This window comes from Pedobacter rhizosphaerae, assembly GCF_900111155.1.
GTDB lineage: Bacteria > Bacteroidota > Bacteroidia > Sphingobacteriales > Sphingobacteriaceae > Pedobacter > Pedobacter rhizosphaerae.
The window spans coordinates 55,716-81,407 of record NZ_FOGG01000006.1; the positions used below are offsets into that span (position 1 = coordinate 55,716).

14 protein-coding genes are annotated in these 25,692 nt (G+C 39.9%); all 14 read right to left on the minus strand.

The features are described from left to right. Nucleotides 1-12 precede the first annotated feature (12 nt). Nucleotides 13-1,632: a RagB/SusD family nutrient uptake outer membrane protein gene (locus BMX11_RS06485; RefSeq protein ID WP_175474490.1), complete on the minus strand. Its 1,620-nt coding sequence runs from the start codon at nt 1,630-1,632 to the stop codon at nt 13-15. Nucleotides 1,633-1,713: 81 nt separating this feature from the next. Then, a complete protein-coding gene (locus BMX11_RS06490; protein ID WP_090882655.1) occupies nt 1,714-4,731 on the minus strand; it encodes a SusC/RagA family TonB-linked outer membrane protein in 3,018 nt (1,005 codons plus the stop codon). Between the two features lie 294 nt (nt 4,732-5,025). Next, nucleotides 5,026-6,855 (minus strand): glycoside hydrolase family 35 protein, encoded by a 1,830-nt coding sequence (locus BMX11_RS06495; protein ID WP_090882657.1) that lies wholly within the window; start codon nt 6,853-6,855, stop codon nt 5,026-5,028. A gap of 116 nt (nt 6,856-6,971) precedes the next feature. Next, on the minus strand, nt 6,972-8,060 hold the full coding sequence (locus BMX11_RS06500; protein ID WP_090882927.1) for a glycoside hydrolase family 43 protein: 1,089 nt from the start codon (nt 8,058-8,060) through the stop codon (nt 6,972-6,974). Between the two features lie 55 nt (nt 8,061-8,115). Continuing rightward, entirely contained in the window at nt 8,116-9,363 is a 1,248-nt protein-coding gene (locus BMX11_RS06505; RefSeq protein ID WP_217643812.1) for a DUF2264 domain-containing protein, read from the minus strand. Beyond that, nucleotides 9,363-10,508, minus strand: coding sequence for a glycoside hydrolase family 88/105 protein (locus BMX11_RS06510; RefSeq protein WP_217643813.1), 1,146 nt, complete (start codon nt 10,506-10,508; stop codon nt 9,363-9,365). Before BMX11_RS06510 ends, BMX11_RS06505 begins: the two co-directional genes overlap by 1 nt. Before the next feature lie 27 nt (nt 10,509-10,535). Next, nucleotides 10,536-12,908, minus strand: a complete 2,373-nt coding sequence (locus BMX11_RS06515; RefSeq protein ID WP_090882931.1) for a glycoside hydrolase family 127 protein — start codon at nt 12,906-12,908, stop codon at nt 10,536-10,538. 17 nt (nt 12,909-12,925) lie between these two features. Next, nucleotides 12,926-14,260, minus strand: a complete 1,335-nt coding sequence (locus tag BMX11_RS06520; protein ID WP_245738594.1) for a BNR repeat-containing protein — start codon at nt 14,258-14,260, stop codon at nt 12,926-12,928. Between the two features lie 121 nt (nt 14,261-14,381). Further along, nucleotides 14,382-18,416 carry a two-component regulator propeller domain-containing protein gene (locus BMX11_RS06525; RefSeq protein WP_090882663.1) on the minus strand — a complete coding sequence of 1,345 codons (4,035 nt, stop codon included), beginning with the start codon at nt 18,414-18,416 and terminating at the stop codon, nt 14,382-14,384. Between the two features lie 838 nt (nt 18,417-19,254). After that, nucleotides 19,255-20,328 (minus strand): cellulase family glycosylhydrolase, encoded by a 1,074-nt coding sequence (locus BMX11_RS06530; protein WP_090882665.1) that lies wholly within the window; start codon nt 20,326-20,328, stop codon nt 19,255-19,257. Between the two features lie 25 nt (nt 20,329-20,353). After that, entirely contained in the window at nt 20,354-21,391 is a 1,038-nt protein-coding gene (locus BMX11_RS06535) for a glycoside hydrolase family 43 protein (RefSeq protein ID WP_090882667.1), read from the minus strand. 109 nt (nt 21,392-21,500) lie between these two features. After that, the gene (locus BMX11_RS06540) at nt 21,501-22,484 is read right to left on the minus strand and encodes a glycoside hydrolase family 43 protein (RefSeq protein WP_245738595.1); all 984 of its coding nucleotides are present in this window, start codon (nt 22,482-22,484) and stop codon (nt 21,501-21,503) included. 2 nt (nt 22,485-22,486) lie between these two features. Then, entirely contained in the window at nt 22,487-24,922 is a 2,436-nt protein-coding gene (locus BMX11_RS06545) for a glutaminase family protein (RefSeq protein WP_090882672.1), read from the minus strand. Nucleotides 24,923-24,992: 70 nt separating this feature from the next. Beyond that, nucleotides 24,993-25,691, minus strand: coding sequence for a DUF3823 domain-containing protein (locus tag BMX11_RS06550; protein WP_090882674.1), 699 nt, complete (start codon nt 25,689-25,691; stop codon nt 24,993-24,995). Nucleotide 25,692: the final 1 nt, after the last annotated feature.

Sequence of the window (25,692 nt, forward strand, 5' to 3'; positions counted from 1 at the left end):
TTTGTTGACTGATTACCAACCTTCATTTTGAATCAATTGGTTATTTTTGATCACTTCATCGTACGGAAGTGGCATGTGATAGAGTTTATTACTAAAACTTACCGTTGCTACATTCACATCCTGAAAGTTCAATACTGTACCGTTTAAGGTGATTTTGGTACCGCTAAGGCTGCCATTTAAAACATCTGGTGCTGTTTTCCACCTACGGATGTCCCAAAAACGATGTTCCTCAAAGGCCAGTTCTATCCGGCGTTCGTTTTGAAGAAGAACGCGGAAGTCTGTTTGTGAAATTCCACTTGGTACGCCATACCTGTTATTAGTTCCTGCGAGGATACCTGCTCTTTTTCTGATCAGAATAAGCTGGGCTACAGCATCTTCGGTCCTACCCAATTCGTTTAACGCTTCTGCGTAGTTTAAGATAACCTCTGCATACCTGAAGAGTACGAAATTGTGATATTGGTTACTATAAGCAGTATTGGAAGAAAAATCGGCCATGAACTTGCGCAGGTAATACCCTGTTTTGGTTTGCACAACAGAACCACCTGGCTTGTCTAAACCGCCGTCATAAGTTTGAATATTTCTGTTTAACCATTTGTAGCCATTATAGAAAACGGTTAAGGCCAAACGCGGATCCCTGTTGGTATAGGGTGATTGTGCATTATAACCACTTCCCGCTGCTGTGATGGCCAAACCGTTGTTCATCGGAAAAGCGTTTACAAATTGTGCTGTCGGACTGGTACGCCCAAAGCTTACCGGATTACTGAATCCAACGGGAGCATTATTGGTTTCGACACTAAAGTTTGTTGCGCCCTGTTTACTTAAGATTACCTCGGTGTTTTTGTTAACAGTAAATACATTACCAAAAGAGGAGTTAAGTGCATAATAATTCAGACCGATAAGTTCCTGCGCGGCATTCACTACCAACTGCCAACGATTGACATCATAAGCCGGGTAGCTGGTCAGTATTTTCTTAGCAAGATCGCCTTCAACTGCTCCACCATTAAACAACGGACTGGCAGCATACAGATAGGTACGGCATTTGAGTGCAATTGCAGCTCCTTTAGCAATGCGGCCCCAGTCTGAGGTGGTGTAATTTGCACCCGTTTCTAACCTCAAACTGTCCTTAATGGCATCACATTCGTTAACAATGTAATTCACACAGTCGGCATAGCTGTTTCTGGGTAGTTCGAGCTTATCATCTACCGTAAGTACCTTATTTCCTACCAATGGAATGCCCCCATATCTTTTCAGCAGTTCGAAATACATCAATGCCCTCACATACCTGGCTTCAGCTTTCCAGTATCTTTTGGTTTGAGCGGCCATTGGCACCCGGTCTATGTTAGACAGAAAAATATTTGCAGCCCTAACACCAGCGTAACTACTTGCCCAATAAGGATCAGGATTATTAAGTACACTGATTTGTCCATTGGTATAATATTCTACAGTTTGGTTATTTCTTGAGGGAATTGCATCACCTGAAGCGGCATCCAGGTAGTCGCCTCCAATCCTGTTAAAGCCCGATGGAATATAAGAATAAACACTGTTGAGAAAAAAACCGGCTACAGTGGCATTCAAGTCTTTCTCATCCCAAACCAAATCCTCTCTAATCCAGTCGCGAGGTTCCGTTTCCACTCGTTTGCAAGAAGTTATTGACACTATTAAATATATGCTTAATAAAAGCATTGTTATATGTTTTACAGATCCGCTCATGTTCTAGAATTTAATGTTTACGCCTACATTTAATAATCGCTGTAATGGATATGTGCCATTATAAACCTCGGGATCAACCCGGTCGTAAGCAGAGAAAGTTAAAAGGTTTGTTCCGCTGGCAAATACCCGAATAGTGCTGAGTTTTATGCGGTTTAATAATGATTTTGGCAAGCTATAGCCGATTTCAATATTCTTTAACCGAAGGTAATCACCTGATTTCATCCAAAATGTAGAGGTTGCTTCGTTATTAATATTGGTCCCTACCGTTAACCGTGGATAAGTGGCTGAAGCAGCTGTTGCAGGTGTCCAGCGGTCTAAACTATGCTCCCAAGCTTGTCCAAGCCCATTATTCTGAAACGCCCATTCGGTGTTTCCCGACAAGTAAATTTTCCTGTTTGCTACCCCCTGAATCAAGGCACTGAAATCAAAGGACTTAAATTGGAAACCTAAGCTTAAGCCCATGAAGAGTAATGGTTTATTTTGCCCGATGGCTGTTTGATCAAACTGGTTGATGATATTGTCACCATTAAGGTCACGGTATCTGATGTCGCCAGGTTGTGCAGTATAACCAACCAATTTGGCGCTGTTATTAATTTCAGTTTGATTCTGGAATAATCCCTCTGCGAGGTAACCAAAGGTTTGCCCTACCATTTCGCCGGTTTTCCTCATCCAGGGATAAGGCTGATTTACCTCATCAATGTAAACCACTTCCGAGTTTTGCAAACCTCCACTGAGCACAATAAAATAACTTGCCTGCTTGCTGATCGCTTGTTGCCAATTCAGATTAAAATCTAAACCCGTATACCGGTATTGCCCGATGTTTTCATCCGGATAAGTTTGTCCGATGATGGTTGAATTTTTCCCCCTTTGCATCAGCAAATCATAAAATTTATTGTTGTAGTATTCTACCTTCAAACCAAGCTTATTCTGGAATAATCCGGTTTGAAGACCTAAATTGAATTTATTTGCTTTTTCGAAAGTTAAGTTCGTTCTGGCCAGCGGTTGTTCAAAAATACTGGTATTAGAGCCTGCACTGCTGCCAAAATATACCGCAGGACCATCAAAATATCGTTGTATATAGGTAAAATAACCAGGGTTATCATTTCCGTTAACACCATAGGATGAAAATATCCTTAAATCATTAACGAAACTGTTTTTAGGGAAAAATTTCTCATTTGAAACGGTCCATGACAAACCCGCAGAAGGATAAAATCCATATTTATTATCTCCTGAAGGTGGGTAATAATTTGAACCATTAACGGCATAGGCCAGCTCAGCAGTATAAGTGTTGTTATAAGTATATTGTGTTCTGCCGGCAAGCCCCTTTAAAGTGTAGGGCAAATCTGATCCGGATACAATGTTATCCCGGTTGGCAAACAAAACACTTGAAACATCGCTTTTACCGAAAGACCTGTCATAGCCTAGCTTAAGCTCCAGGTAATCTGCTCTTCCCTGGTAATTTATGAAGTTACTATTACCTTGAATGCCATTGTTACCATATTGGGTATAGGTTTTGGTTGTTGGGTTATAGTAAAAGGAGGCGAAAGACTTTGTTCTGTTATTGTTTTCAGAAATGGTAGAAGACAAGGCTACCGCTGCCCTTACCCACAAGCCTTTGGTAATCTCATCGAGTGTACGTTTCACAAATAAATCGGCAAGCACATCACGTTTGTAATTGGCAACATAACCAGAATTTACCGATTGCCCGTATAAATTGGTTTGAAAATTAGGTGAGGTACCGTATGATCCATTGGGATTAAATACCGGATAGGCGTTTCGGGGTGTGTTAATCACGGCTGAAAAAATGCCTTGCGCATTAACAACGTTTCCTCCAGGATTGATATAACCTGGGTCGTTACTATTTAAAATTCTTCCGAGCAGGTTTATCCCTGCCGACAAGCTTTTAGTGATATTAACATCAACATTAGAGCGGACTACATAGCTCTTGAACTTGTTGTTGGTATCGTAGTTATTTTCGGGCGAGGTTTGTAAAAAGCCTGTTTGATTAAGGTGTTGCATAGATACGAAATACCTTCCCCACTCATTTCCGCCTCTGAAGTTGATATTATATTGATCTAACCGCGTATTCTCTTTTAGCACCTGGTCTACCCAATTCACATTTGGATGCCCGTAAGGATCGCTCTGATTTTGATAAGCGGTTAAGTCTGCCTGGGTATATACCGTAGCCAGGCCATTATTGGTTAATGCTTCATTGTACAAGGAGGCATAATTAAATGCATCAAGCGGCTGGGCGTACTTGAGAGATTGCTGAAAAGCAGTTTGTGCGGTGAATGAAATGCTTTGTTTAGCATTTGTTCCCCTCCTGGTATTGATGAGTACAGCGCCGTTAAAGCCTTTACCACCTAACTGTCCGGAGGCCAGCGCATCTTTCAATACGGTTACCGACTCAATCTCATCCAGATTTACAATGGAGAAACCACGGGGTACACCATCAATGAATACTGCCGGTGTGCGCCCACGTAAGCTAAGTGAAGCTCCATCGGCCCCAGGTTGCCCCGACGACTGAAGGGTATAAAGGCCGGAAAGCCGACCCGTAAGCGCATTGGCTACTGAGGTTACAGGCATTTTAGTTAAATCTGCATTATACACAACATCTACTGAAGCAGGGGTACGGTTTGCAGGAACCTCAATGCCAAACATCATTTTAACCATACGATGTTGTTTTACCACGGGGTTCTGTGAGGAAACAATTATCGCATTAACAGATAAGCTTTCAATCTTGTACTTTAAAAACACCTGGTCATCAAAACTTAACAACAATACATCATTAATTTTGGCGGGGATGGCAAAAGCTCCATTAGCTTCTGTTAACACGGAAGTTTTTGTACCCTGAACCTGAATCTTTACCCGTTGCAAAGGTGCCTGGCTCTCATCTAAAACAGTAGCTTTAAACAAAGGAATGGTATCCGGCCTGTTGCTAAGGCCATAGGATGACTTGGCAAAAAGGATTACCAGGACAAGAAAACAAAAACTTAAAAACTGAGGTAAGTTTTTTCTCATAAATAATTTGTTATGGTTTATTGGTTAGTTGGTTTGGAAGACTGTCTTGTCCTCTCTACATCAATCTAATTAGCCAGATTAATGTTCAATTGACGGATGGTTATCCCGACGGTACCTTAATCTTATTGCTCATCATTTTATTATTTGGTTGTAACAAATTAACTACTAAAAACAGAGCGAACGTGAGGGGTAATACGGTAATAAATAGGGGTTAAATTGTGATTTTAACTTAAAAAAACACATTTAACCCCATTTTCATACTTCTGCCTTAAAATTTAATCGTCTAAGCAACGTTTAATTTTTCAACTCATTTAAGATAGGATTAGACAATGTGGAAATTGTTTTTCCTGCTGGCTTCAATAATTCTAAAACCACAATATCGTTCTTTCCTTTTTTGAGCCATTCTGCCGGAAGATATAATGTTTGCTGAGGACCAATTGCCCAGTATTTACCCAGGTTATGCCCATTAACCCAAACAATCCCCTTGCCCCAGCTACGCATATCTAAATAAGTGTCTCCAGTTTCCTTCAATTCGAACTGGCCGCTTTTTATAGTTGGAAGATCCGGATTGGAAGCCGAAGCAGTACCCTTATTTTTAAAGCTCATGATATCATTGAATGGAAGGCCATACATAGACCAGTTTGATAATTTTTCCCCTGCAAACCATACACTTTCTGTTATTCCCTTTTTGTTTTCTAAAAGGTATTTACCAAAGTTAATCCTGCCCATATTTTCTACTAAAATATCCAGCTGCACATCGCCTTCAGGAAGTGTAATCTGCAGGCTATCTTGTGTTAACCTTCTATCCAGTACTCCCGCCTTTTTCTGGTTCAGGTAAATAACTGCATAATCGCGAAGCTTATTCAATTTAAGCAGGCCTGTTTTGCCCCCCTTTAAAGTTGTTCTGTATAGCACATAGCCATAGTCTTGTTTTAAATCTTCAAAAGTTAAGGGATTAACATTTTTAACCGCAGCTGGTAGAGCAGAAAACAGGTTAATACTTTGGTTAAGCGCAACTGCGGGAATAACAATTGTCTTTTTATCCTCAGGAATAGCCGGCAAGCGCTGCCCTGCTGGTAAGTGTCTTTCAATAACAGCCCTAAACTGCCTGAATTTTTCAGTAGCATTCCCGGCTTCATTTAGCGGTGCATCGTAATCGTAACTACTGGTTTGCGGTTCATAAGGAGAAATATCTTTATAGTTTGCCCCATTCATAAAGCTCCTGGTACTTCCTCCGTGAAACATGTACATATTAATGGAAATACCTGCAGAAAGTACTGAATCGAGCTTTTTCGTATATTTTTCTGCCGGAACGGTGTGATGTGGTGTTCCCCACCAATCGAACCAGGCCGGATACCATTCGGCAATGAAGAACGGCCCCTTACCGTTATGCAAAGCTGAAATTTTAGATTTTACCTTTTCGGGATTATCCTGACCATTGATGGCAGGTAATAAACCCGGCAAGTGACCATCCCGGATATCTGCTTCAGGATCACAAGTATAGAGTAATCCGTCAAAGCCGGCATCTACAAACATCTTGCGGTTAATTTCCAGATATTCCTTATCTGAGCCATAAGAACCATACTCATTTTCAATTTGCACCATCAATACATTTCCACCATGATTAACCTGTAAAGCAGCCAGCTGCTTCCCTACTTCGTTAATATACTTCCTATATTCTTCGAGGTATTGTTTTTCTCTACTTCTAACTACTAAACCCTTTTCATTTTGCAGCCAATAAGGATAACCACCGAACTCCCACTCTGCACATACATACGGGCTTGGGCGCAAGATTACCCAAAGGCCTTCCTCGGCTGCAATTTTTACAAATTCGGCTATGTTGTTATTACCCGAAAAATCAAACTGATCTTTTTGAGGTTCGTGTAAGTTCCAGAAAACGTAGGTACCAATGGTATTTAAGCCCATCGCCTTGGCCATTTTCATTCGATCTCTCCAGGCTTCTTTAGGTACCCGCGGGTAATGCAATTCTCCCGAAATAATTTGGAAAGGTTTTCCATCCAGCAGGAAATCATTATCTCCCAATTTAAACTCGTGTGCTTTCTTCTGACTAAAAGCCAGCATAGAGAAACACATTGCAATTGTTAATAAGATATTTTTTTTCATAGATATTGAGTTGTTAAATGATTCATATTCTAATTTTTTGAGACAAAGCATCCCCTATCCACTCATTTTTGAGTAGTTCAAAGAACTTTATGAAGAAATTCTATTGTTTTCTGGCTTTATTTAAAAACGCTTAAGTTCCATTTGTCCATCCACCTGATTTTGATCTTATCACCTTCAAAATGTATTGGTAACCATAAATAACGGCCATCTATAGCATCCTTCGGCTCCCATTTATCAGCCATAAAAATAAATTGGCCAGGTTTACCAGGTGCAGGCAACACATGTGTGCTTTGCCCTCCAAAAGTTTTGTTTGCCCCTTCTCCTTCACAAGGATTTCCCATAAAAGTCCATGGCCCCCAAATAGAACTTGCCTTAAACCATCTTGCCGGATTTGGTGCCCAGCCCGTACATCCCGATCCGACCATATAGTAGACACCATCTTTTTTGAAGAGTGCAGGTGCCTCTGTTTGTTGCCCTACATAAATGCGAATAAACTTTCCGGTATGACTGAGGTAATCTGGCGTTAGCTCTGCCAAATGCAGGGTAAAATTCTCTTCAGAAGAAAATACATGATAAGCCTTACCGTCATCATCTACAAAAACAGTCATATCCCTGGCCATCTGACCGCCTGGCAGGTCTCTACAAAAAAAACCATCAACCTTATCTTTAGGTTGTTCACAGTTTACCTTTTCCGTTTCAGGCGTTCCTACGGCGTAAAAGGGCTGTTTACCGGCATTTGGGCGGTAGCTTTTAATAAATGTGTAAGGTCCGGTTGCTTTATCAGCAACTGCAACTCCCGTACGGGCAGCTGCGTAACCTTTACCCAAAAGCTCCAAATGGAACCACATTACAAATTTCTTCGTTTTCTTGTTGTAAACTACTTTCGGTCTTTCTATGATAGAACCTTTGGCAATATCACTGCTCGGATCATTCACTACAGCAAGTGCAATCCCCTCATCTTTCCAGTTGTATAAATCTTTAGAAAAGTAGCAGTGTACGCCCACCTGAGCTGTATTACCCAGTTCACCAGCCACTTTGTGCTCTCCAAACCAATAGTAAACGCCCTTAACATTTACAATTCCTCCGCCATGGGCATTGATGTGTACTCCTTTATCATCCTTCCAGATTTGACCCGGATTAAAATCGGTATAGGTTTGGGCATTTGTTTGAAGGCCAAAACCAACAAACATGATTATTAATCCCATTAGGTTACGGCTAGCTGTTGTCATTTTTTGATATCTATATAATTTCAATTATTTTCTACTTTAAATTAGCACTGTGATCATTAGGAAAATCTTCCCCGCTCCAAATCTTTTGGGCACTCCACCGGGCAGCAGGCCCCGACCAAAACTGATCGCTTTCTGGCAAACCTAGTGGAAGAAATATATTGGTACAGATATAGGGACTCCCCTGATTGTTATAAAAATCGCCAAGGTTGGGTTGTTCGCCATACAAACCAATGGTTAACCAACCATTTTTATAAGTAGTTGGGCTTTCGAGGGTTTTTCTGATGACTGCTGTTAGCGCACAACGTACCTGCTCAGGACTTAGTTGCTTTGGCAACGCTTTCCTCCAGGCCATATCGGCGAGGTGATGAAAAGCCGCACCGCGATAAACGATTGACCGGCCTGTTGCAGGATAAGTTCCATCCGCATTGATTAATCTCTCCTGAATGATCGCATAACGCTCGTTGCGTTTTTTAATCTTGTCAAACATAGTATTATAAGCAGTCGTTTTCTTGCCAATTATGTCTACCAAAGCTGCTAAATATGGATGAATAACATAGCTGTTGTAGTAGTCAAAAGCATAACTTGTGCCATCCGAATACATGCCATCGCCCACATACCACTGTTCTAATTGCTGCAAGGCATAATCTACACGCATAGGATCCCAATCAAAGCCATATTTGGCCAGAAAAGCTTCATTCATAGCAGAAAAGAGCAACCAGTTAGAAAATACAGGTTTAAACTGGCGCGTGGTTTGAATAGATTTAACCAGTAACTGTTGATTTTTCTTTCCGATGTTTTCCCATAACCATGGTGCACGCACAAATGCATAGGCTACATAAGAAGCATCTACCAATTGCTGCCCGCCAATATTAAAATTCATAAAGTCTTTGGCATTAGAATCTAAAGCATTACTGATACCTTTTACGGCCCAGTCACGGTATTTTTTCCGTAAGGCAACCTCTTCGGCAGAACCTCCTTCTAATTGTAACCAAGGGGCTATTCCACTTAAAACACGACCTAAAACCTCCACATATTGCACTTTTATGCGGTGCTCTTTATTATCAATATGCACAGAAGTAACCTTGGGCATTGCTATTCTCAAACTATCTTGAGCAAGGTTATACAATACAGGCTTCACCATCTTATCCATTTGCTGTAACCAGAACTGCCTGTCGCTTAGCGCTTCTTGTTTTTTAGCTACTTTACGTTTCTGTGCGAATACTCCCATTGAAAGTAAAAGCATTGCTAAAATTACGTATGTACTTTTTCTCATCATCATCAATTGTTTTTCTGTTCCAGGAATCTATACATTTCGCAGCCAGCCAATAGAAATGCACCCACTCCAAAATTGGCTGTAGAATTTGCATCTACCACCTGTCCTGGAATTGCTTTTTCTCCTATAGGCTGCACATAACCAATTTTACCATTACTTTGAAGGGCAGTATGAGTTAAATATGTCCAACCCTTTTGGGCTGCTGGCAGAAAGGCTTTCTCTTTCAGATATCCGTTATTGATTCCCCAAAGTAGGCCATAAGTAAAAAAGGCTGTCCCGCTGGTTTCGGGCCCCGGGGCATGTTGTGCATCTAACATACTTCTGGTCCAATACCCCTCCCTTTGCTGACTTTTTACGATAGCCTTAGCCATATCGATGTATTTGCTTAAAAATTCTTTGTAATGCGGGTCAGTTTTAGGTAAATCCTGAAGCACTTTGGCCAACCCGGCAAATACCCATCCATCGCCCCTTGCCCAAAAATCTTTCATCCCGTTTACACTTTTGTGTTTAGGATAAACATACTTGGCATCACGGTAATATAATTTGGCCTCCTTATCATACATGATGCTGTTGGCGTAAGTAAAATATGCATACAATTTATCCAGGTATTTCGTGTCACCAGTTGTTTTATAGAGTTTAGTCATTACCGGCATCACCATGTATAAACCATCTGCCCACCACCAATAATCGTTATTTGGAGTACTCATTTCATACTCCATCACCTGTTTGGCACGGGCAATTTTATAATCTTTTGGATCTAAATGGTAGAGATCAATGTAGGTTTGAAAGCAAATCTGCCAATCGCCAAAAAGCACATGATCATCCGTTTCGCCATAATTGTATTTCCATTTGGATGGATCGTTAGATTTGGCTCCCATCCATTGATTATGATCGGCCCAATCTTCCGAATACTTTTTATAGGCCGGGTTTTTAGTCAACTTAAAAATCTCCATATTTCCGGTATGATAGGCCGCATGATCCCAGAAAGCCCTGTCCTGGGGTTTATTATTTTCTTGCCAGTAGGTATTCACTTTGTTGATGGTAGCCAATACTGCTTCTTTCGTTTGCGCCACAACCACCTGCGAAAGCAGTAATAAGGCCATGGTCAAAACAAATAATGACTTAAAATGATAGGATCGGTATTCTTTCATGTTGTGGTTCAATGGGTAGTTTAAATATTACTTTAACAGCCTAACTTCGTAAATACTGGCTGTTTCACTATTCTTATCGGCTTCAAATCTGATATTTATCGTTTTTCCGCTTTCTAATAATTCTTTAGCAATGGGATAAGTCCGGCTGTAAAAAACGTCGCCTAAATCAGTAGTCAATTTCACCTCGGCAACCACTTTACCATTAACCAGAATTTTAAAGCTTCGGCCTGTCTCTTTTCCATAATAGGTGATTTGAACAGCTTTTGCCAGATTTTCCTTATTGTTTAATTCGTAAGAAAACCAGGTATTACTACTTCTCCAGTGTTTATTTTTAAAAGTTCCACTGTTAGATTGATCAGACTTGAATTGATGATCTACCTCTGGTTGCTGTTCGCCTGGAAAGACCACATCTACGGTATTCGCTGCCACTTTCAACTTTTCATCTTCATCAGCTGCTAAGCGCCCTTTCAACTCCTCCAGCCCTTTTTCTGTTGCTACAGGCCAATAAATCATGTACCGGCTATCATGGATTTTATAAAAGGGAATCAATTCCAGTGTTGATTTCGACTTTGGATAGATAAAAGCTGCCATACTGTAGGCAGATTGCTTGCCATTGATTTGGGTAATCTGCTTTGAAATCGTATTTGCATCACCAATCAAAACCGGCGCATCTTGCAAGTCGTACTGTTTACCTTTTGCGATGTGCCCCATTCGGGAATCATCTGCATATAAGCCCGCTAAATCATCATTTCCTGTTTTGGCGGCAAGTACAATTGGCCCCTTTAATACTGCATAATAAGCAGATTTATCTGGCATTTGCGCCAGTTCAAGGTGCATCGGAAGCAGAACCTTCACCTGATCGCCATTTTTCCACAGGCGATTGATTTTGATATAGCCATCCGCTGATTGAGACGCTGCAATCAATTGATTATTCACTAAAACCTTAAACCCATCGGCAGCAACCCAATTGGGCTTGCGGATATGGAGTGCTAACTGAACTGGTTTCTTTGCATTAATCAGCAGGCTGGTTTCTTCTGATTCGGGAAACTGGGTAGTTTGAGTAACTTTAATGCCTTTCTCCTTCCAGTCTAAAGTAGAAGGAATAAACAGATTTACAAACAGTGCATTATCCTTATGGGCATAAATGAGCTCATTGTATTTAGCGTGATTTTCAATTCCACTGCCTACACAGCACCAAAAACTGGTTTGGGCTTGCGAATAAACACGGTAATGATTCGGTCGCATTGGGGTAAAATATACAAAGCCACCATGAGGATTCTGAGAAGAAAGAATGTGATTATAAAGCGTGCGCTCGTAATAATCCAGATAACTTGCAGCGCCTTCGGCTTCATATAAAAGCTTAGTCAGTTTTAACATGTTATAACTGTTGCAGGTTTCAGGTCCTTCTACACTGCTAATCATGGTAGAAAAATCATCCGATGGATTAAAATGCTCTCTAACACTATTGCCCCCTATCGCAGTTGTACGGTTACCCACTACTGTTTGCCAAAAAAAATGAGCTGCCTGTTGATAATCCTTGTCATGATTAAGCATTGCAATACGCTCAAAACCAATTACTTTCGGAATTTGTGTATTGGCATGCAAGCCATTAAGTTTGTCTTTTTGTTTTACTAATGGGTTTAAAATCCGCTGATCGGAGAACTGGTAAGCCAGCTTAAGCATACGCTTGTCTTTGGTAATGGCATATACATCTGCAAAGACCTCATTTAATCCGCCATGTTCAGAAATTAACATTTTTTGAATCTGCTCATCAGTTAATTTGGCTGTTAACCATACAAACCAATTCGAAAAATCTATCAACATCGCTTTAGCTAAGGTATTGTCGGTATATAACCAGGCATCTCTCAACCCTCCGTATATTTTATGGATATTGTACAGGGGCACCCATTTTTTATTGAGATCGAAGCTACCTGCCTTGATATTTCCATTGGCTACATGGGTCCACATTGCAGCGCCTCCCGGCACGCCACCGAGGTAACCGTTCTTATTCGCATCCTGACAGCTCTTGAGCCTTGTAAGTACGTACTGAATTTTATCCCCTACTCTTTTATCACCAGTAGACGCATACATGAGCGACAAGGCAGAAAGATAGTGGCCTGCCATGTGCCCATGTAGTCCTGTAGATTCCCAATTGGGATAGTTTGACGCATTGGTTTTCAAACCGGCCTCCTTTAAGTAAGGTGCCAGCAATCTATCTGCATCAAGCGCAAGAATATATTTTAAATCTGTTTGTTCGGCTTCTTTAAAAACACCAGGCAGCAATTTGACCTGCTGTGGCTGAAACAGCAATTTAGCCTGTTCTTGAGCACTAGCCTCGTCTGGCTGATTAAAAATCAAACCCAGGGTCAATAGCAAACAAATCTTTTTATATACGCTCATTTTCATCCTATATAAAACTAAGGTTTCCATTGCAAAACCTGTACAGCTGTAGGTGCAATATCTGCTTTTCCCTCCCCATCTACCTGGGTTACTTTTTGTACAAATAAGTTTAAAATCGATTTTGTATCCCAAAGGGTGGTATCAAAACTTGGCTCCCAATCTCCAACCGATAAGCCGGTAAGGTCTTTAATTTCCCAGTTATTTTGATCAATAGACTTGTTAATGGCTAAGGATACCCTATTTCCTCGCTCCAGATCCCTGAACACTATGGCAACGGCCTGTTTTCCATTCTTTCTCCAGGAAATGATTTGAGGCCTCGAAATCGGAATCTTTTTGGTTCCTCCCCCGCTTAGCGAGAAAGGTGTTTTTCTAAAGTTGGCCGTTAAATTTTTCCAACCCCTGGCATTTTTATAAACGATTTGATATTGTGGTATGGCAGTATTCGCATTGCGCCAATAAGTAGCAATAAAAATTCCTCCCTCCCCATCGGCATACATGGAGGTTTGATTGATGAGCTCACTTTTCTGAGGAATGTTAAGCAAATATTCTGCATTTCCCTTATTAATAGGTAACTGATATTTTTCTCCATTGGATTTTTGCCAGGTTTTACCTCCATCCAATGACCGCGCATAACACATATCATGATTACTCGCAATATCTGGTGATTCTCGCCAAACCCAGGAAATATGCAAGGTGCCATTTTTATCAATGGTGGTTTGCCAGTAGGCATTTCTTTCGCCTTGCCCATCAATGAGATTATCTTGTACCCTTGACCAGGTTTTGGTTTGCAAGCTATACCGGTTAATCATCATGTTTCCATTACCAGACCCACCATCCCGGTAAAAAAAGAGCAGATCGCCACTTTTTAGGCGGTAAAACTCCGGGTAAGTTACATTACCCTCCTTTTGATTTACCATACTTAACCGTTTCCCCAGTTGCAATGACCCAGGAGCAATGCCAACAGCATAGTTTAAAGGATTGTTGTGCTGCCCCCACGCTACATGAATAAAACCTCCCCCATCTACCATTATACTAATAGATTTATGTGCATCGGTCGCATCCCCCTTATAAGGTGTAGGCTGTATTTTCCAATTCTGGGCATTACTTTTTCGTTTGGCCAATACTACCTGTTGGTTTTCATCATAGTAGGCTGCATATTGAAAGCCCTGGTGACTAACTAAAGAATTTTTTCTAAAGATGACGGCGTTGACGGAATTTTTTGCCCAACCATTTTGAGCAATGGTTACCAAATTACCCTCCTGTGCCTGGCAGGAAAAACCCCAAACCATTAAACTCAGCATGCATGCATACTGCCATTTAGCTTTAATACTATTGAATATTGAATTGCTCAACTTTTTATATTTGGTTTTCGAAGTACACCAATTTTAAGCTCATTTATAGGGGGCTGAATAACATTTTAAGGGGGGCTATTTAATAAAATATGTTTTTTTTACCTTTTAAACCTTGTTTTAATTACAAATTGGTGTTCACACTGTAATGTTTGTGAAAAGTTTTCCGGTGTTTTTTAATAAAATCGGAAGGGGTAAGTTTAAACTGTTTTTGAAATTGTTCCCTAAAATATTTAATATCATTTATCCCCACCCTAAAGGCGGCCTCATTAATATTAAGATTGGTGTTGATTAATAATTCTGCTGCTTTTCTGATCCTTATAAATCTAATAAAACTATTGATAGACAGGCCAGAGGTTGTCTTGATTTTTTTATAAAGGTTAGAATGACTCATGCCTAAATCGGAAGCTAAACTCTTTACATTAAATTCTGTTTCCATTAAGTTTTCTTCAATAATGGTGATACACCTCTGAAGAAAGCCCTTATCTTCCTGAGATACCTTGTAAGTATCAGACTTCAGGGTAATTTCATTATAAAAGTAAGACTGCAAATTGGTCCTGTTCTTAATTACACTATTTATTTTAGCGGTAAATAATTCCTTATCAAACGGTTTGGCAATAAAATCATATGCTCCAGCTTCGAGCCCCATTAGGCGCATCTCATTGCTCGGATCAGCCGTTAACAGAATTACCGGAATATGGCTTAGCGCCTGATCTTCTTTCACCGCTTTACAAAGTTCTATTCCATTTAAACCATCCATATTTACATCCGAAATAATAATGTCTGGCAAGAACTCTTGTGCCACTTTAAGTCCATATAAACCATTTTCAGCCCTGTAAATCTTAAAAGTATTTTTAAAGATTTGTTGAATGTAATCCAGTACTTCCTCATTATCATCAACGATGAGAATAGTATGCAAATCAGAGATCAATAACTCCAAATGACCAGTACGCTCCTGTTCTGCGCGCTCTTCCTCTTCTTCCTGAGAAATAAGCTCATTAACATAAGTAAGTTCATTATCGAAACCTACACTTGGCTGAATATTCTCTATGGTAGAAACTTGTGGCAAATGAAGGATAAAAGTAGTTCCCTCACCTGATTTGGTTTGGTATGAAATTGTCCCCTTATGAAGTTCTACAAAGTTTTTAACCAAATATAAACCAATACCAAAACCAATTTTAAGAGAAGTTTTATTCATTACCTTATAAAACTTATCGAACAGTTTATCGCCTACCTCCTCCGGTATACCAGGACCGCTATCACTTACACTGATCTGGATACGATCTGCATTTTTAACTATAGCTAATCTTACAAATCCTTCTTTAGGGGTAAATTTCAAGGCATTTGAGAGTAGATTAAAGAGAATAATTTCCAATTTTTCCTTATCTGCCTGAATTTTTAAATTTTCATCCTCACAGTGAAAAGTGTACTGGATATGATTATTTTTAGCCAGATAGCTAAAACACATGAAAATTTCTTTGGCAAATTTAAAAAGATTCAATTCTACCAGCTTAAGCGAATCATTTTCACTCTCGCTTTTCCTGAAAAGTAACAATTGATCTACTAAACTGAGCAGTCTCCTCGAATTACGGTAAACTACATTCAAATCATTTTTCTCTGCGCCAGATTCTTTGGTGCTCAATATATCCTTTATTGGATTTACTATCAGCGTTAATGGCGTACGCAATTCATGAGAGATGTTGGTAAAGAAATTGAGTTTCTTTTCATTCAATTCCTTTTCTTTTTCCATCTTCATGTTCGTAATTTCTACCTCATGTTTTAATCGTTGCTGCCTTTTCCGGTAGAGCCAAAATAGATAGTACAAGCTGGAAACAGCGATAAAATATAAACTATAAGCCCACCAGGTGCGATACCAGGGCGGTAGAATAGTGATCTTAATGATCTTCTCATTATTACTCCAGGCACCTTCAGTATCGGTACTTTTGATATGCAATTTGTAGTGCCCCTCATTTAATCTTGAATAATAAGCGGTATTGAGTTTATCTACAAAGTTCCAGTCTCTGTCCCAGCCTTCAAGAAAATAGGCATACTTGATCTGATCCTGAAAGGAATACTCTATGGCTGCAAAATCAACAGATATTACCGCAGCATTAAAAGGTATTGATATTTCCTGAAGATTAACAACGGAAGAGGCCTTGTCGAAATAGGGATCATCATCAATGGGAACATTGTTTACCCTAAAATCGGTTAGTACCAGTTGCGGCACTCTTTTATTGATTCTGATACTATCGGGATAAAATTTATTGAAGCCCTTAATTCCGCCAAAAAGAAATTCACCATTGCTTAACTTGAGTGCGGCATTATAATTAAACTGGTTGCTTTGCAGACCATCAGTAGCATAGTAGTTTTTAAAACTTTTTGATTTAATATTTAATTTAGAAAGTCCATTATAAGTGCTGCACCAAAGATTTCCACTATTATCTTCTAAAATATTAAGAATAGAATTGCTCGGAAGACCGTTATCTTCAATGTAACGTACAAATTGATATGATTTCCGGTTAAAGTTGAGCAATCCGCCCCCCTCCGTACCGATCCAGAAATTATGGAAGCGATCTTCGTGGATAGCCCTAATTGCAGAATTTACAGGCACAAACTGATGTTTTTTATGAGCCACATCAATTTTGATGAGGTGCGTATAGTTGCCGGCCCACAATACGCCCGAGCGATCTTCGTAAATGGTATGAATATCTCGTAAATTATTATCAAAAAGATCGAATTTGTCTGCCAAAGGATTGAATCGATAAAGTGCTCCCCCCTTGGTTGTGCCTGCCCAGAGATTTCCTTTTCTATCTTGAAACAGTTTCCATAAGTTAACTTCTTCAATTCCCTTTACCGTATTATAACAATGATAATGTTTAAATTTTCCCGACAATTTATCGTAACGGTCTATTCCACCACTAAATGAGGCTACCCAAATGGTATTTTGATTGTCTTTGAGGATACTCGTAACAAAGTTGCTGGTAAGCGTACCCGGATTGCCTGAATGATGCACCAGGTTTTGAAAATGCTTTGTCTTAGGATTCCAGATGCTTAATCCACCTCCATCTGTTCCTATCCAGATATTATGCTCGGCATCCTCACAGAAAGAGAGCACAAAATTATTAACCAGTGTATTTTGCTGAAAGGGATCGGCATTGATGGTTTTAAACTGGGTATCTTTAGAATCGATTAAATCAACTCCACCACGAAGGGTGGCAATCCATTTTCTGGATTCGCGATCTTCTAAAATGGCACCAATTGAATTACTACTGAGCGATCCTTTCTCCTTTCCCGCAGTTAGGTATTCGGTATGATTTTTTTTGATATCATGAATGGTAATTCCACCACCATCTGTCGCTACCCAAAGCTGGCCGTTTTTATTCAGCCTTAAGCTCATGATATTCTCATTGCTCAATTTAAACGGCGCTCTTCTTAAAATTTTTGTTTTCTTATCGAGGATAAACAAACCATTCTCTGTACCCACCCATAATTGGTTATTGGCTCCATTTAAAAGCTTGGTCACTCCTTTTATGCCATTAAAAACAAGTTTCAGCTCAGCATTGGTCCAGGTATAAATCCCACGATCTTTAATACTAAACCAAAGCACATCGTTTTGATCAAAATCTGATGCTTTAACCGAATAGCTATTGTTGTTGCGAATAGTTAATAAACTGGCCTTATCCGCTCCATTTTTAACTACAAATAATCCCTTCTCTTCTGATCCAATGTACACATCTCCATTTTTGGAAACCGAGATCGTATTAATAGCAGAAGTGATTTTAATTTGAGGTTGATTAAGGTAATAAACCGGATGTATTTTGGTATCACTGTAATCAAAGTACGATATTCCCTTTTGGGTTCCAATCCACACCCGATCCTTAGCATCACCGTTCAAGGCAATAATGTGATTGTTGATCAGCGAATTTTCATTATCCCATTTATTTCTAAAAACCTTGAAACTATAGCCATCATAACGGTTTAAACCATCATAAGTACCCATCCAAATAAATCCAAAACGATCTTGATAAAGGGAATTGACTACATTATTTGAAAGACCATCCTCAACTCCAAGGTACTTGATTGTTTGTTTGTCTACCTGCGCTGAACAAAAGCAATAACTCAATAACAGACAAGCAATTACCTTTAATGATCTGGTCATAAATTTTATTCAGGGATGATTGAATGAGTATTTGGTTTCTGAAAATAAAAGTACATATTATTATTAAAAATGTCTCTATAACGTTTAAAACCATTTAACAGACTGATTTAATGCAAATTACCAATTCTTTAACCAAGAATTATCACAATGCATAGTCATTATAACCATCCTAGGTGTTATTTTCTCTTTAACCCTATAATACAAATAAGTTTATTCACCACTAAAACCTTAACCTCCCAATGTTTTTTTTCACCATATAAGCCAAATAAGAAAAAATAAGTTTCAATTTTAACTGCAAAGCACGCAAACTTATCGAAAAGTATTAACCACAGAGATAAAGAGGAATACACAAAGCACACAGAGATAGCTTCAGCATTAAGAAGGACTCAGAGTCAAGATTTCGGAAGCATCGAAATCACCCAACTCCCCTACTTTTTTCAAGGAGGGGGTGAGTAGGACTAGTGAAGTGGCTGGGGTGGTTATTACAATGAACTTACATGCCTTAAATGGTAAAAAGTATCGAATCATATAAGCCAAATAAGAAAAAATAAGTTTCAATTTTAACTGCAAAGCACGCAAACTTATCGAAAAGTATTAACCACAGAGATAAAGAGGAATACACAAAGCACACAGAGATAGCTTCAGCATTAAGAAGGACTCAGAGTCAAGATTTCGGAAGCATCGAAATCACCCAACTCCCCTACTTTTTTCAAGGAGGGGCTGCGTAGGCTAGTGAAGTGGCGGGGGTGGTTATTTTTTTCACCATCTAAAACATATAAGTTTAATCACCATATTGGTTGGTAAAACAAAAAGGGGTTGCTTTTGGCAACCCTTTAAATTATTTCTGCTGATTAAGTTTCTTAATTAAATTCACTTCATCCTGTCTGTAGGGTGTTCCATCAGGATTAAAAATTTCATGGAACCACTCAATTGGATCACTTCCATCGGCTAATGGGGTATCCCAGGCATATTTGGTATTGGTTTTACCTGCTACAAAACCCCAGTTAATTGCGCCTACATTTTCTTTTTTCAATAACGGAAGGATATTAGAAAAACGGCTGTTCCTGGTTCTGGCCATGTATTCTGTACAAATAAGTGGCTTTCCATGAGCTTTTAACAGGTTGATGGTTCTTTCATGCCATTGCGGTTCTTCGTAATTGTGGTAAGTGATCACATCCGAATTGGCAATTTGAATCGCATTCAGTTTTTCGTAGTTCCAATCCCATAAGCCAATGGTAATCGGTTGCTCGGGATTAGCCTCCCTGGCCCATTTAATTTCTGCAGTAAGCAAGGGAATGGTCGACTCCAGTTTTCCACTGTTTCCTGGTTCGTTGTATAAATCCCACATTAAAATGCGCTTATCTTTACCGAAACGGGTTAAAATATCTTTCACATATTTTTCCAAAGCCGGGAAGTTGGCCGCTTCTTTAGAATTAGGGTCTCCTGGGTCTTGTAACCAACCTGAGTTATGCACCCCGATTTTTGGTGCGGGTTGTTTGCCTGGAGTTGAAGTTTTGTTCCAGCAATCGTCGAAAAAGACAAACATCGGCTGTATACCGTGTTTTTGACTAATCGTTAGAAACTGGTCAATGCGTTTCTTAAACCCTTCAGCATCTTGATTCCAGGCCTGACTATGTAAAAACACGCGCATGGTATTAAATCCTATTTGCTGTGCCCAACCCAGTTCCTTATCGATTAAATCAGGACTAAAAGTATCTGCCTGCCACATTTCCAATTGATTAATGGCATTCGCAGGAATGTAGTTGGCACCAGTTAGCCACTTGTGTTCTGCGTACCACTGATTAGCCTTTTCAGCCGACCAAACCTTGCCGATGGTTGCAGTCTTTGCCTTTTGAGCAAAACTAGCCGTCGAGATCGCTAAGATCGATAGGCCAAGTAATAATTTTCTCATGTTCGTATTGGTGTTTTAGTATTTACTATTTTTTATTTTCCGATGGGATAGGTAATTCAGTATCCTTTTTCAAGGGAATCCCAAAATTGGGTGTACCATCAGTATTCCAGGTAAATTTCTGTGCGCGTGGAGAACGAAATCCTCCGCAACCCTGCCCTGGTTTATCATTAGCATGGTATAAAATCCAGTCTTCTGTACCATCTGGCGATTTGAAGAAAGAATTATGGCCTGGTGCATAAACACCATTTTCTACTGATTTCTGGAATACAGGTTGGGTAGATTTCGTCCAGGATTTTGGGTCGAGCAAATTAGCTCTTACCGATGCGGTTAACATCCCCAGCGCATAAAAATCTGTCCAACAGCCACTGGCCGAGTAGACGATAAAAACCTTATCTCCATGTATCAAAAATTGCGGCCCTTCATTCACATCAACATGTGGTGGATTGTTAGCATCGTTTAGGTCACCTATTTTCTCCCAATCAAATTTTGGACTGGATATCTTTACCCGTTTACCACTAACTGTCCAGGGGTTTTTAAGCTTAGCCATAAATATTTCCTGTTTTCCATTTACATCACCTTCCCAGCCCGACCATATCATGTACAACTGTCCGTTTATTTTAGCTACATCGCCATCAATTGCCCATTTGTTAGTGGGATCTGTAATTTGTCCTTTAAATATCCACTCGCCTTCCATAGGATCTTGCGCAGCATTTTCCAGTACATACATGCGATGATTTTCATTCTTACCATTATCGGCAGCAAAATAAGCATACCATTTCCCCTCCAAGAACATCACTTCGGGGGCCCAGATACTCCTTGAATAAGGCCCAGTGGCAGGAGCTTTCCAAATGGTTTTATGCGGTGCATCTTTTAAGCCTTCTAAGGTTTTACTCTTCCACAGCTCTACCCTATTTCCTGTGGTATGTGTGTAATAGTAAAAACCATCTTTGTAAAAGCTATAAGGATCTGCCCCGGTGGGTAAAAGCGGATTTTTAAAAGTTTGGGCTGCTGTAATTTCAATGGAGAAGAAGGAAATTAAGAGAAAGAGTGAAATGGCTTTCATATATCAGTTTATATTTGGTTAGCTTCTTTAAATTCAAAACACGCCTTTTTGTCTTAATTGTACAATTTAAAGCGTATCATTATTTCAACATCACGTGTCAATTTTCAAATTACCGGATTAAAAATTTAAATGTTTTGGGCAAAATCTGCCACTCTAATTCCTGTTGATGACTTACAGTGGTTTTAACATCAACAATTGCCGTTAGCCGTGGTGATACCTTTTTAGCCGAGCGATGGGTATGGAAAACATACTTGATTTGCCCTGTTTTATCAGTAAAAAAATCGCCATGACCTGTGCCATTGAAACCGACATTATTCCTGCTCAATATTGGATGCTGCGCTACTTTTCTCCAGGGCCCATAAGGCGAAGATGAAATGGCATATCCTACGGCATAATCGATATTTCTAAAATCATTTGCCGAATAAAAAAGGTAATATAAACTGCCCTTTTTAATCACGGTTGGTCCTTCGGTAACCGGCCAGTCTACATGTTGCGTATTTTCCCAGGGCTGAGTGGCCGTGATGCATTCTTTCAGGCTTTCCTCCTTAACTGCTGAAAAATCAGCTTTCAATTCTGCAACGAAGATTCTGTTTCCTTTGGATAAGCGCACATGATACAGGTAAAACTTCCCATCGGCATCCTTAAATACAAATGGATCTATCTGTAATCCATCGGCAGGCAAAGGCTTTAATTCCTGCTGCGTAAAAGGGCCTAAAGGACTATTACTTGCTGCAATTGCAATTCGCTCATTGGCAGTATAAGCCATATAATATTTTGATCCCCGTTTAAATACTTGCGGTGCCCAAAACCCTTTGGTTCCAAAACTTTGTCCTTTAGCAAGCGCATAGCCGCCATTATTTTTGCCCACTGGTCCAGTCCATTTTTTAAGGTCGGTTGATTGATAAACCAAAAAACCTTCGTCACTGCTGGTACCATATAAATAATAGATTCCTTTATCTAAAAAAATAGTGGGATCTGCGACCGCGATTGTATCTGTTGCCCAATAAATCCGGGATGGAGCCTCCACCGGTTTAGAAAAGACCCAGCCCGGGCATAAAACCAGGGCCAGGATAAGCACGACAAACTTTTTCACTATTACCTGTTATTGAGTTTAGCATCCAATAGTTTAATGGCATAGCCACCTACCACACTCCTCGCCTGGAAACCCACTTGCTTTCCATCAGTAGTTTCGTGCCAATCACTTAAAGGAACTCTTGTTGGAGTTTCAATCGAATACTTATAGATGGGGTTGATAAACTTGTCGAAGTCTGCACGATTATCAGTGAGCGTTGCAGTCCACATAATCCAATCTGATTTGGTATACGTTTTTCTGCTGTCTAAGGGAAGTCCGAATGCATTTTGCTTGGTCAGGTAAAAATCAATCTCTTTTTTGTAAACTTCCTTTGGAAAAATATCCAGATTTAAAACCTTATCCCACACGAGGTTATATTTTTGGCTCCAGGTGTTCTTTTTATCGAATGTTAAGGCAAAATGATCACCATCATTGGCCATTTGGATCCATTTGGCCGACATATCCTTAGCCATAGCCGTATATTTATTGGCTTCTTCCGCTTTTCCAAGCATTTTAGCCAGCATGCCATAACCACCCAAACCTACAATGGCTTTAACCGAAAGATTGGTATTTCTGGCCAAATGACCAGCAAAATCATCTGTACAAAGCTGGTTAGCAGGATCGAAGCCTTCTTTACTTAAATAATCTGCCCAAACGCTTAAAGTTTGCCAGTGTTTTCTGGCATAATCTGCATTTCCTTCAACTTTGGCTATTGCTGCTGTGAGAATAATCATATTTCCAGATTCTTCTACCGGCATATCCTCTCCGTAAGTTTGACCGTTAGCCAGTGGATAGGTGCCTAAATCGTGTGCCGCGAAAGGTTTTTTCCATTTACCGCTTTCACTGTAATAGAAGATACCATTTAACATTCCTTTTAATAAATCGGGATTGTAGGCCAGAAATAGCGGTGCAGACGGATAAGTTACATCAACCGTATTGATTGAGCCGTTACTGAAATTTTCTTTCGATAAGAATAGAATATCTCCATTTGGTGCCTCAACCAGTTTATGTGCGGAAATGGCCTGGCGATAAGCGATGTCATTCAGTTCGGCGTATTTTTCACCGCCTGCCTTCAGGTTATCAGCATGAAATGTTTGATTAAAAGCTGCGCATTTTTGCAGCACAGTGGTGTACGATGTTGCCGCCTCAGCTAATATATTTTCGATTTTTTTATTCCCGTCTTTATTCCACCATGACCGCAGGTTTTCACCAAAATACTGCACTGCATAAAGATCGTCATAAGCCACTAAAACCTGTTTATCTATACTTTTTTGGCCCGTTACCGCAAAAGGTAATACTGTTGCCAGTGTTAAGCTTTTTCCTTTCAACACTGGGCTTGCACTTAATTTTCCCTGAATAAATGCTGTTGGATCGCTGGTTAAATATTGTTTACCATCCTTTTGATTTACAGCCACATAAGCATATCCCCAATCAATTCTCACATCGTCACCTTTTTTCTTTAAAACAGGTTGTTCTACCGTTCCGGCCTTAAGTATAGAGAGGTTTGCATGAGTATAGCTTTTGGCTTCCACTTCCTGAAATTTGTTGTTCACCGCCAAATCAGTCGAAGTACCAAAGTAAACTTCTGCCTGATGGACTTTACCATCATTAGCCTTTACTTTGAAGTTTACATAAGAAACCGGGCGCGCCAGTAAATCTAAATCATTCATTAAAAGAGGTGAAGTAAACGCTACTTCTAAATCTACCTTGCCACAGTTAAAGTTATAAAGTGTTTGTGTGGCATTGATCTTTACATCAGTTTGTTTTGCAGCAATTAAATTTTGTAATTGAGCAGCAGGTTTTTCATATACAATACCCGCGTCAATAAATTGCCCGCCACCGGTATTTCTTACGTGGATGGCCAAAACGTTTTGGCCTTTCTTAAGTTTGCTTCGGTCAATGGGCACATAAATGTATTTACCTACGAAGCACTGACAATCGTAAATAGATTCACCATTTAAGAAAACCTCCGCATTATCGTCATGACTAATTTTAAGGCTAAGTTGCTGGTTTGGAAGTTCAGTTACCTCAAAAGTTCTTCGTAACCAGATATCATCCGTTCTCCATTGCGTTTTTGCCTGTCCATCGCCAAAAGTACCTGTACCAGTTTTCCACTGCTGATCATCAAAATTTGTTTTTTCCCAGCCATTGGCAGGCTTCTGTTCGGTATATTTTGCCTGGTAAGGCTTTTCATCGGCACCAGGAGCTACAGATACATAAGTTTTATCTACATTTCCTAAAAAACTATAGGTTTTGCCATCCACTTTAATCATTCCGATGAGAGATTGCGTAGTGCCAGTCCAGTGCTTAGTGGGCGAGGCATTAAGCTGATCGGTAAAAGACCAGACACTAAAATAAGGATCATGGGTGATAAGTGGATATGCAGGTGCCTTTCTCTCCTGTGCGAATCCAAAAAAGGCACTGCAAGCCAGATAAAAAAATAGTGAAAGTTTTTTCATTTGTGTGAATGATTAGGAAGCCGTTGGGCAGGATTGGAACCTGATCCCAACGGCATTTTTATAGGTAGATTTAAAAAGTTATTTTTTGTGAAGGGGTAAAAATCATATCCTCTACTCCAGCGATCTTCAGGCCTATGCGGGCGAAAACATAGTTTTGTGTAGGCACCAGCGCAGGGATGGTTACAGACATACTCAGGTTATTCAAATCTGCAATGGCAGTACCCGTTAAATCCTGCGTAGCAATACTATTTCCACCATCAACAAACTGGGTTTTATTGATGTAAAGAGTTACACGCTCAACATCCTTAGCATTGGCATCGGTTATTATTTTTTCCAGTTTACAGCTCGCATTTACCTTGCCCGAAGCGGCAGCAATAGCAGCGCTTCTAATCATGTAATATGGTCTTACCTCCAGGTCCATGGTTTTGCTGCCATTAATTTGAACAGCAATGGTATCTTGTCTGCCAGCGGAATTTTTAGGCCATAAAAAAGGGCCTTGATTGGCTGTGAACACCAATTTGTAATTGCCATCGAATAGTTTGGCTCCAAAAGTTCCATCTTGTGTTACATTGACATTGATGGCTCCATTATTACCAAAACCAGGCTGCCAGAGTTCGAAATTTACATTTCCATATTGTACACCAATGGCCTCGCCTTTATAAACTAAACGACCAGTAAAATCGGCTTCTGGCGCATCGTAATTATCCTTTTTACAAGAAGCAAAAATTACGGTAGCTAATAGCATGATGATATAAAATCTATTTTTCATG

Excerpts from the sequence above, each read along its gene's own strand:
- BMX11_RS06490 (WP_090882655.1), bottom strand. The coding sequence starts at position 4,731 with ATGAGAAAAAACTTACCTCAGTTTTTAAGTTTTTGTTTTCTTGTCCTG.
- BMX11_RS06495 (WP_090882657.1), bottom strand. The coding sequence starts at position 6,855 with ATGAAAAAAAATATCTTATTAACAATTGCAATGTGTTTCTCTATGCTG.
- BMX11_RS06500 (WP_090882927.1), bottom strand. The coding sequence starts at position 8,060 with ATGGGATTAATAATCATGTTTGTTGGTTTTGGCCTTCAAACAAATGCC.
- BMX11_RS06505 (WP_217643812.1), bottom strand. The coding sequence starts at position 9,363 with ATGATGATGAGAAAAAGTACATACGTAATTTTAGCAATGCTTTTACTT.
- BMX11_RS06510 (WP_217643813.1), bottom strand. The coding sequence starts at position 10,508 with ATGAAAGAATACCGATCCTATCATTTTAAGTCATTATTTGTTTTGACC.
- BMX11_RS06515 (WP_090882931.1), bottom strand. The coding sequence starts at position 12,908 with ATGAGCGTATATAAAAAGATTTGTTTGCTATTGACCCTGGGTTTGATT.
- BMX11_RS06525 (WP_090882663.1), bottom strand. The coding sequence starts at position 18,416 with ATGACCAGATCATTAAAGGTAATTGCTTGTCTGTTATTGAGTTATTGC.
- BMX11_RS06530 (WP_090882665.1), bottom strand. The coding sequence starts at position 20,328 with ATGAGAAAATTATTACTTGGCCTATCGATCTTAGCGATCTCGACGGCT.
- BMX11_RS06535 (WP_090882667.1), bottom strand. The coding sequence starts at position 21,391 with ATGAAAGCCATTTCACTCTTTCTCTTAATTTCCTTCTTCTCCATTGAA.
- BMX11_RS06545 (WP_090882672.1), bottom strand. The coding sequence starts at position 24,922 with ATGAAAAAACTTTCACTATTTTTTTATCTGGCTTGCAGTGCCTTTTTT.
- BMX11_RS06550 (WP_090882674.1), bottom strand. The coding sequence starts at position 25,691 with ATGAAAAATAGATTTTATATCATCATGCTATTAGCTACCGTAATTTTT.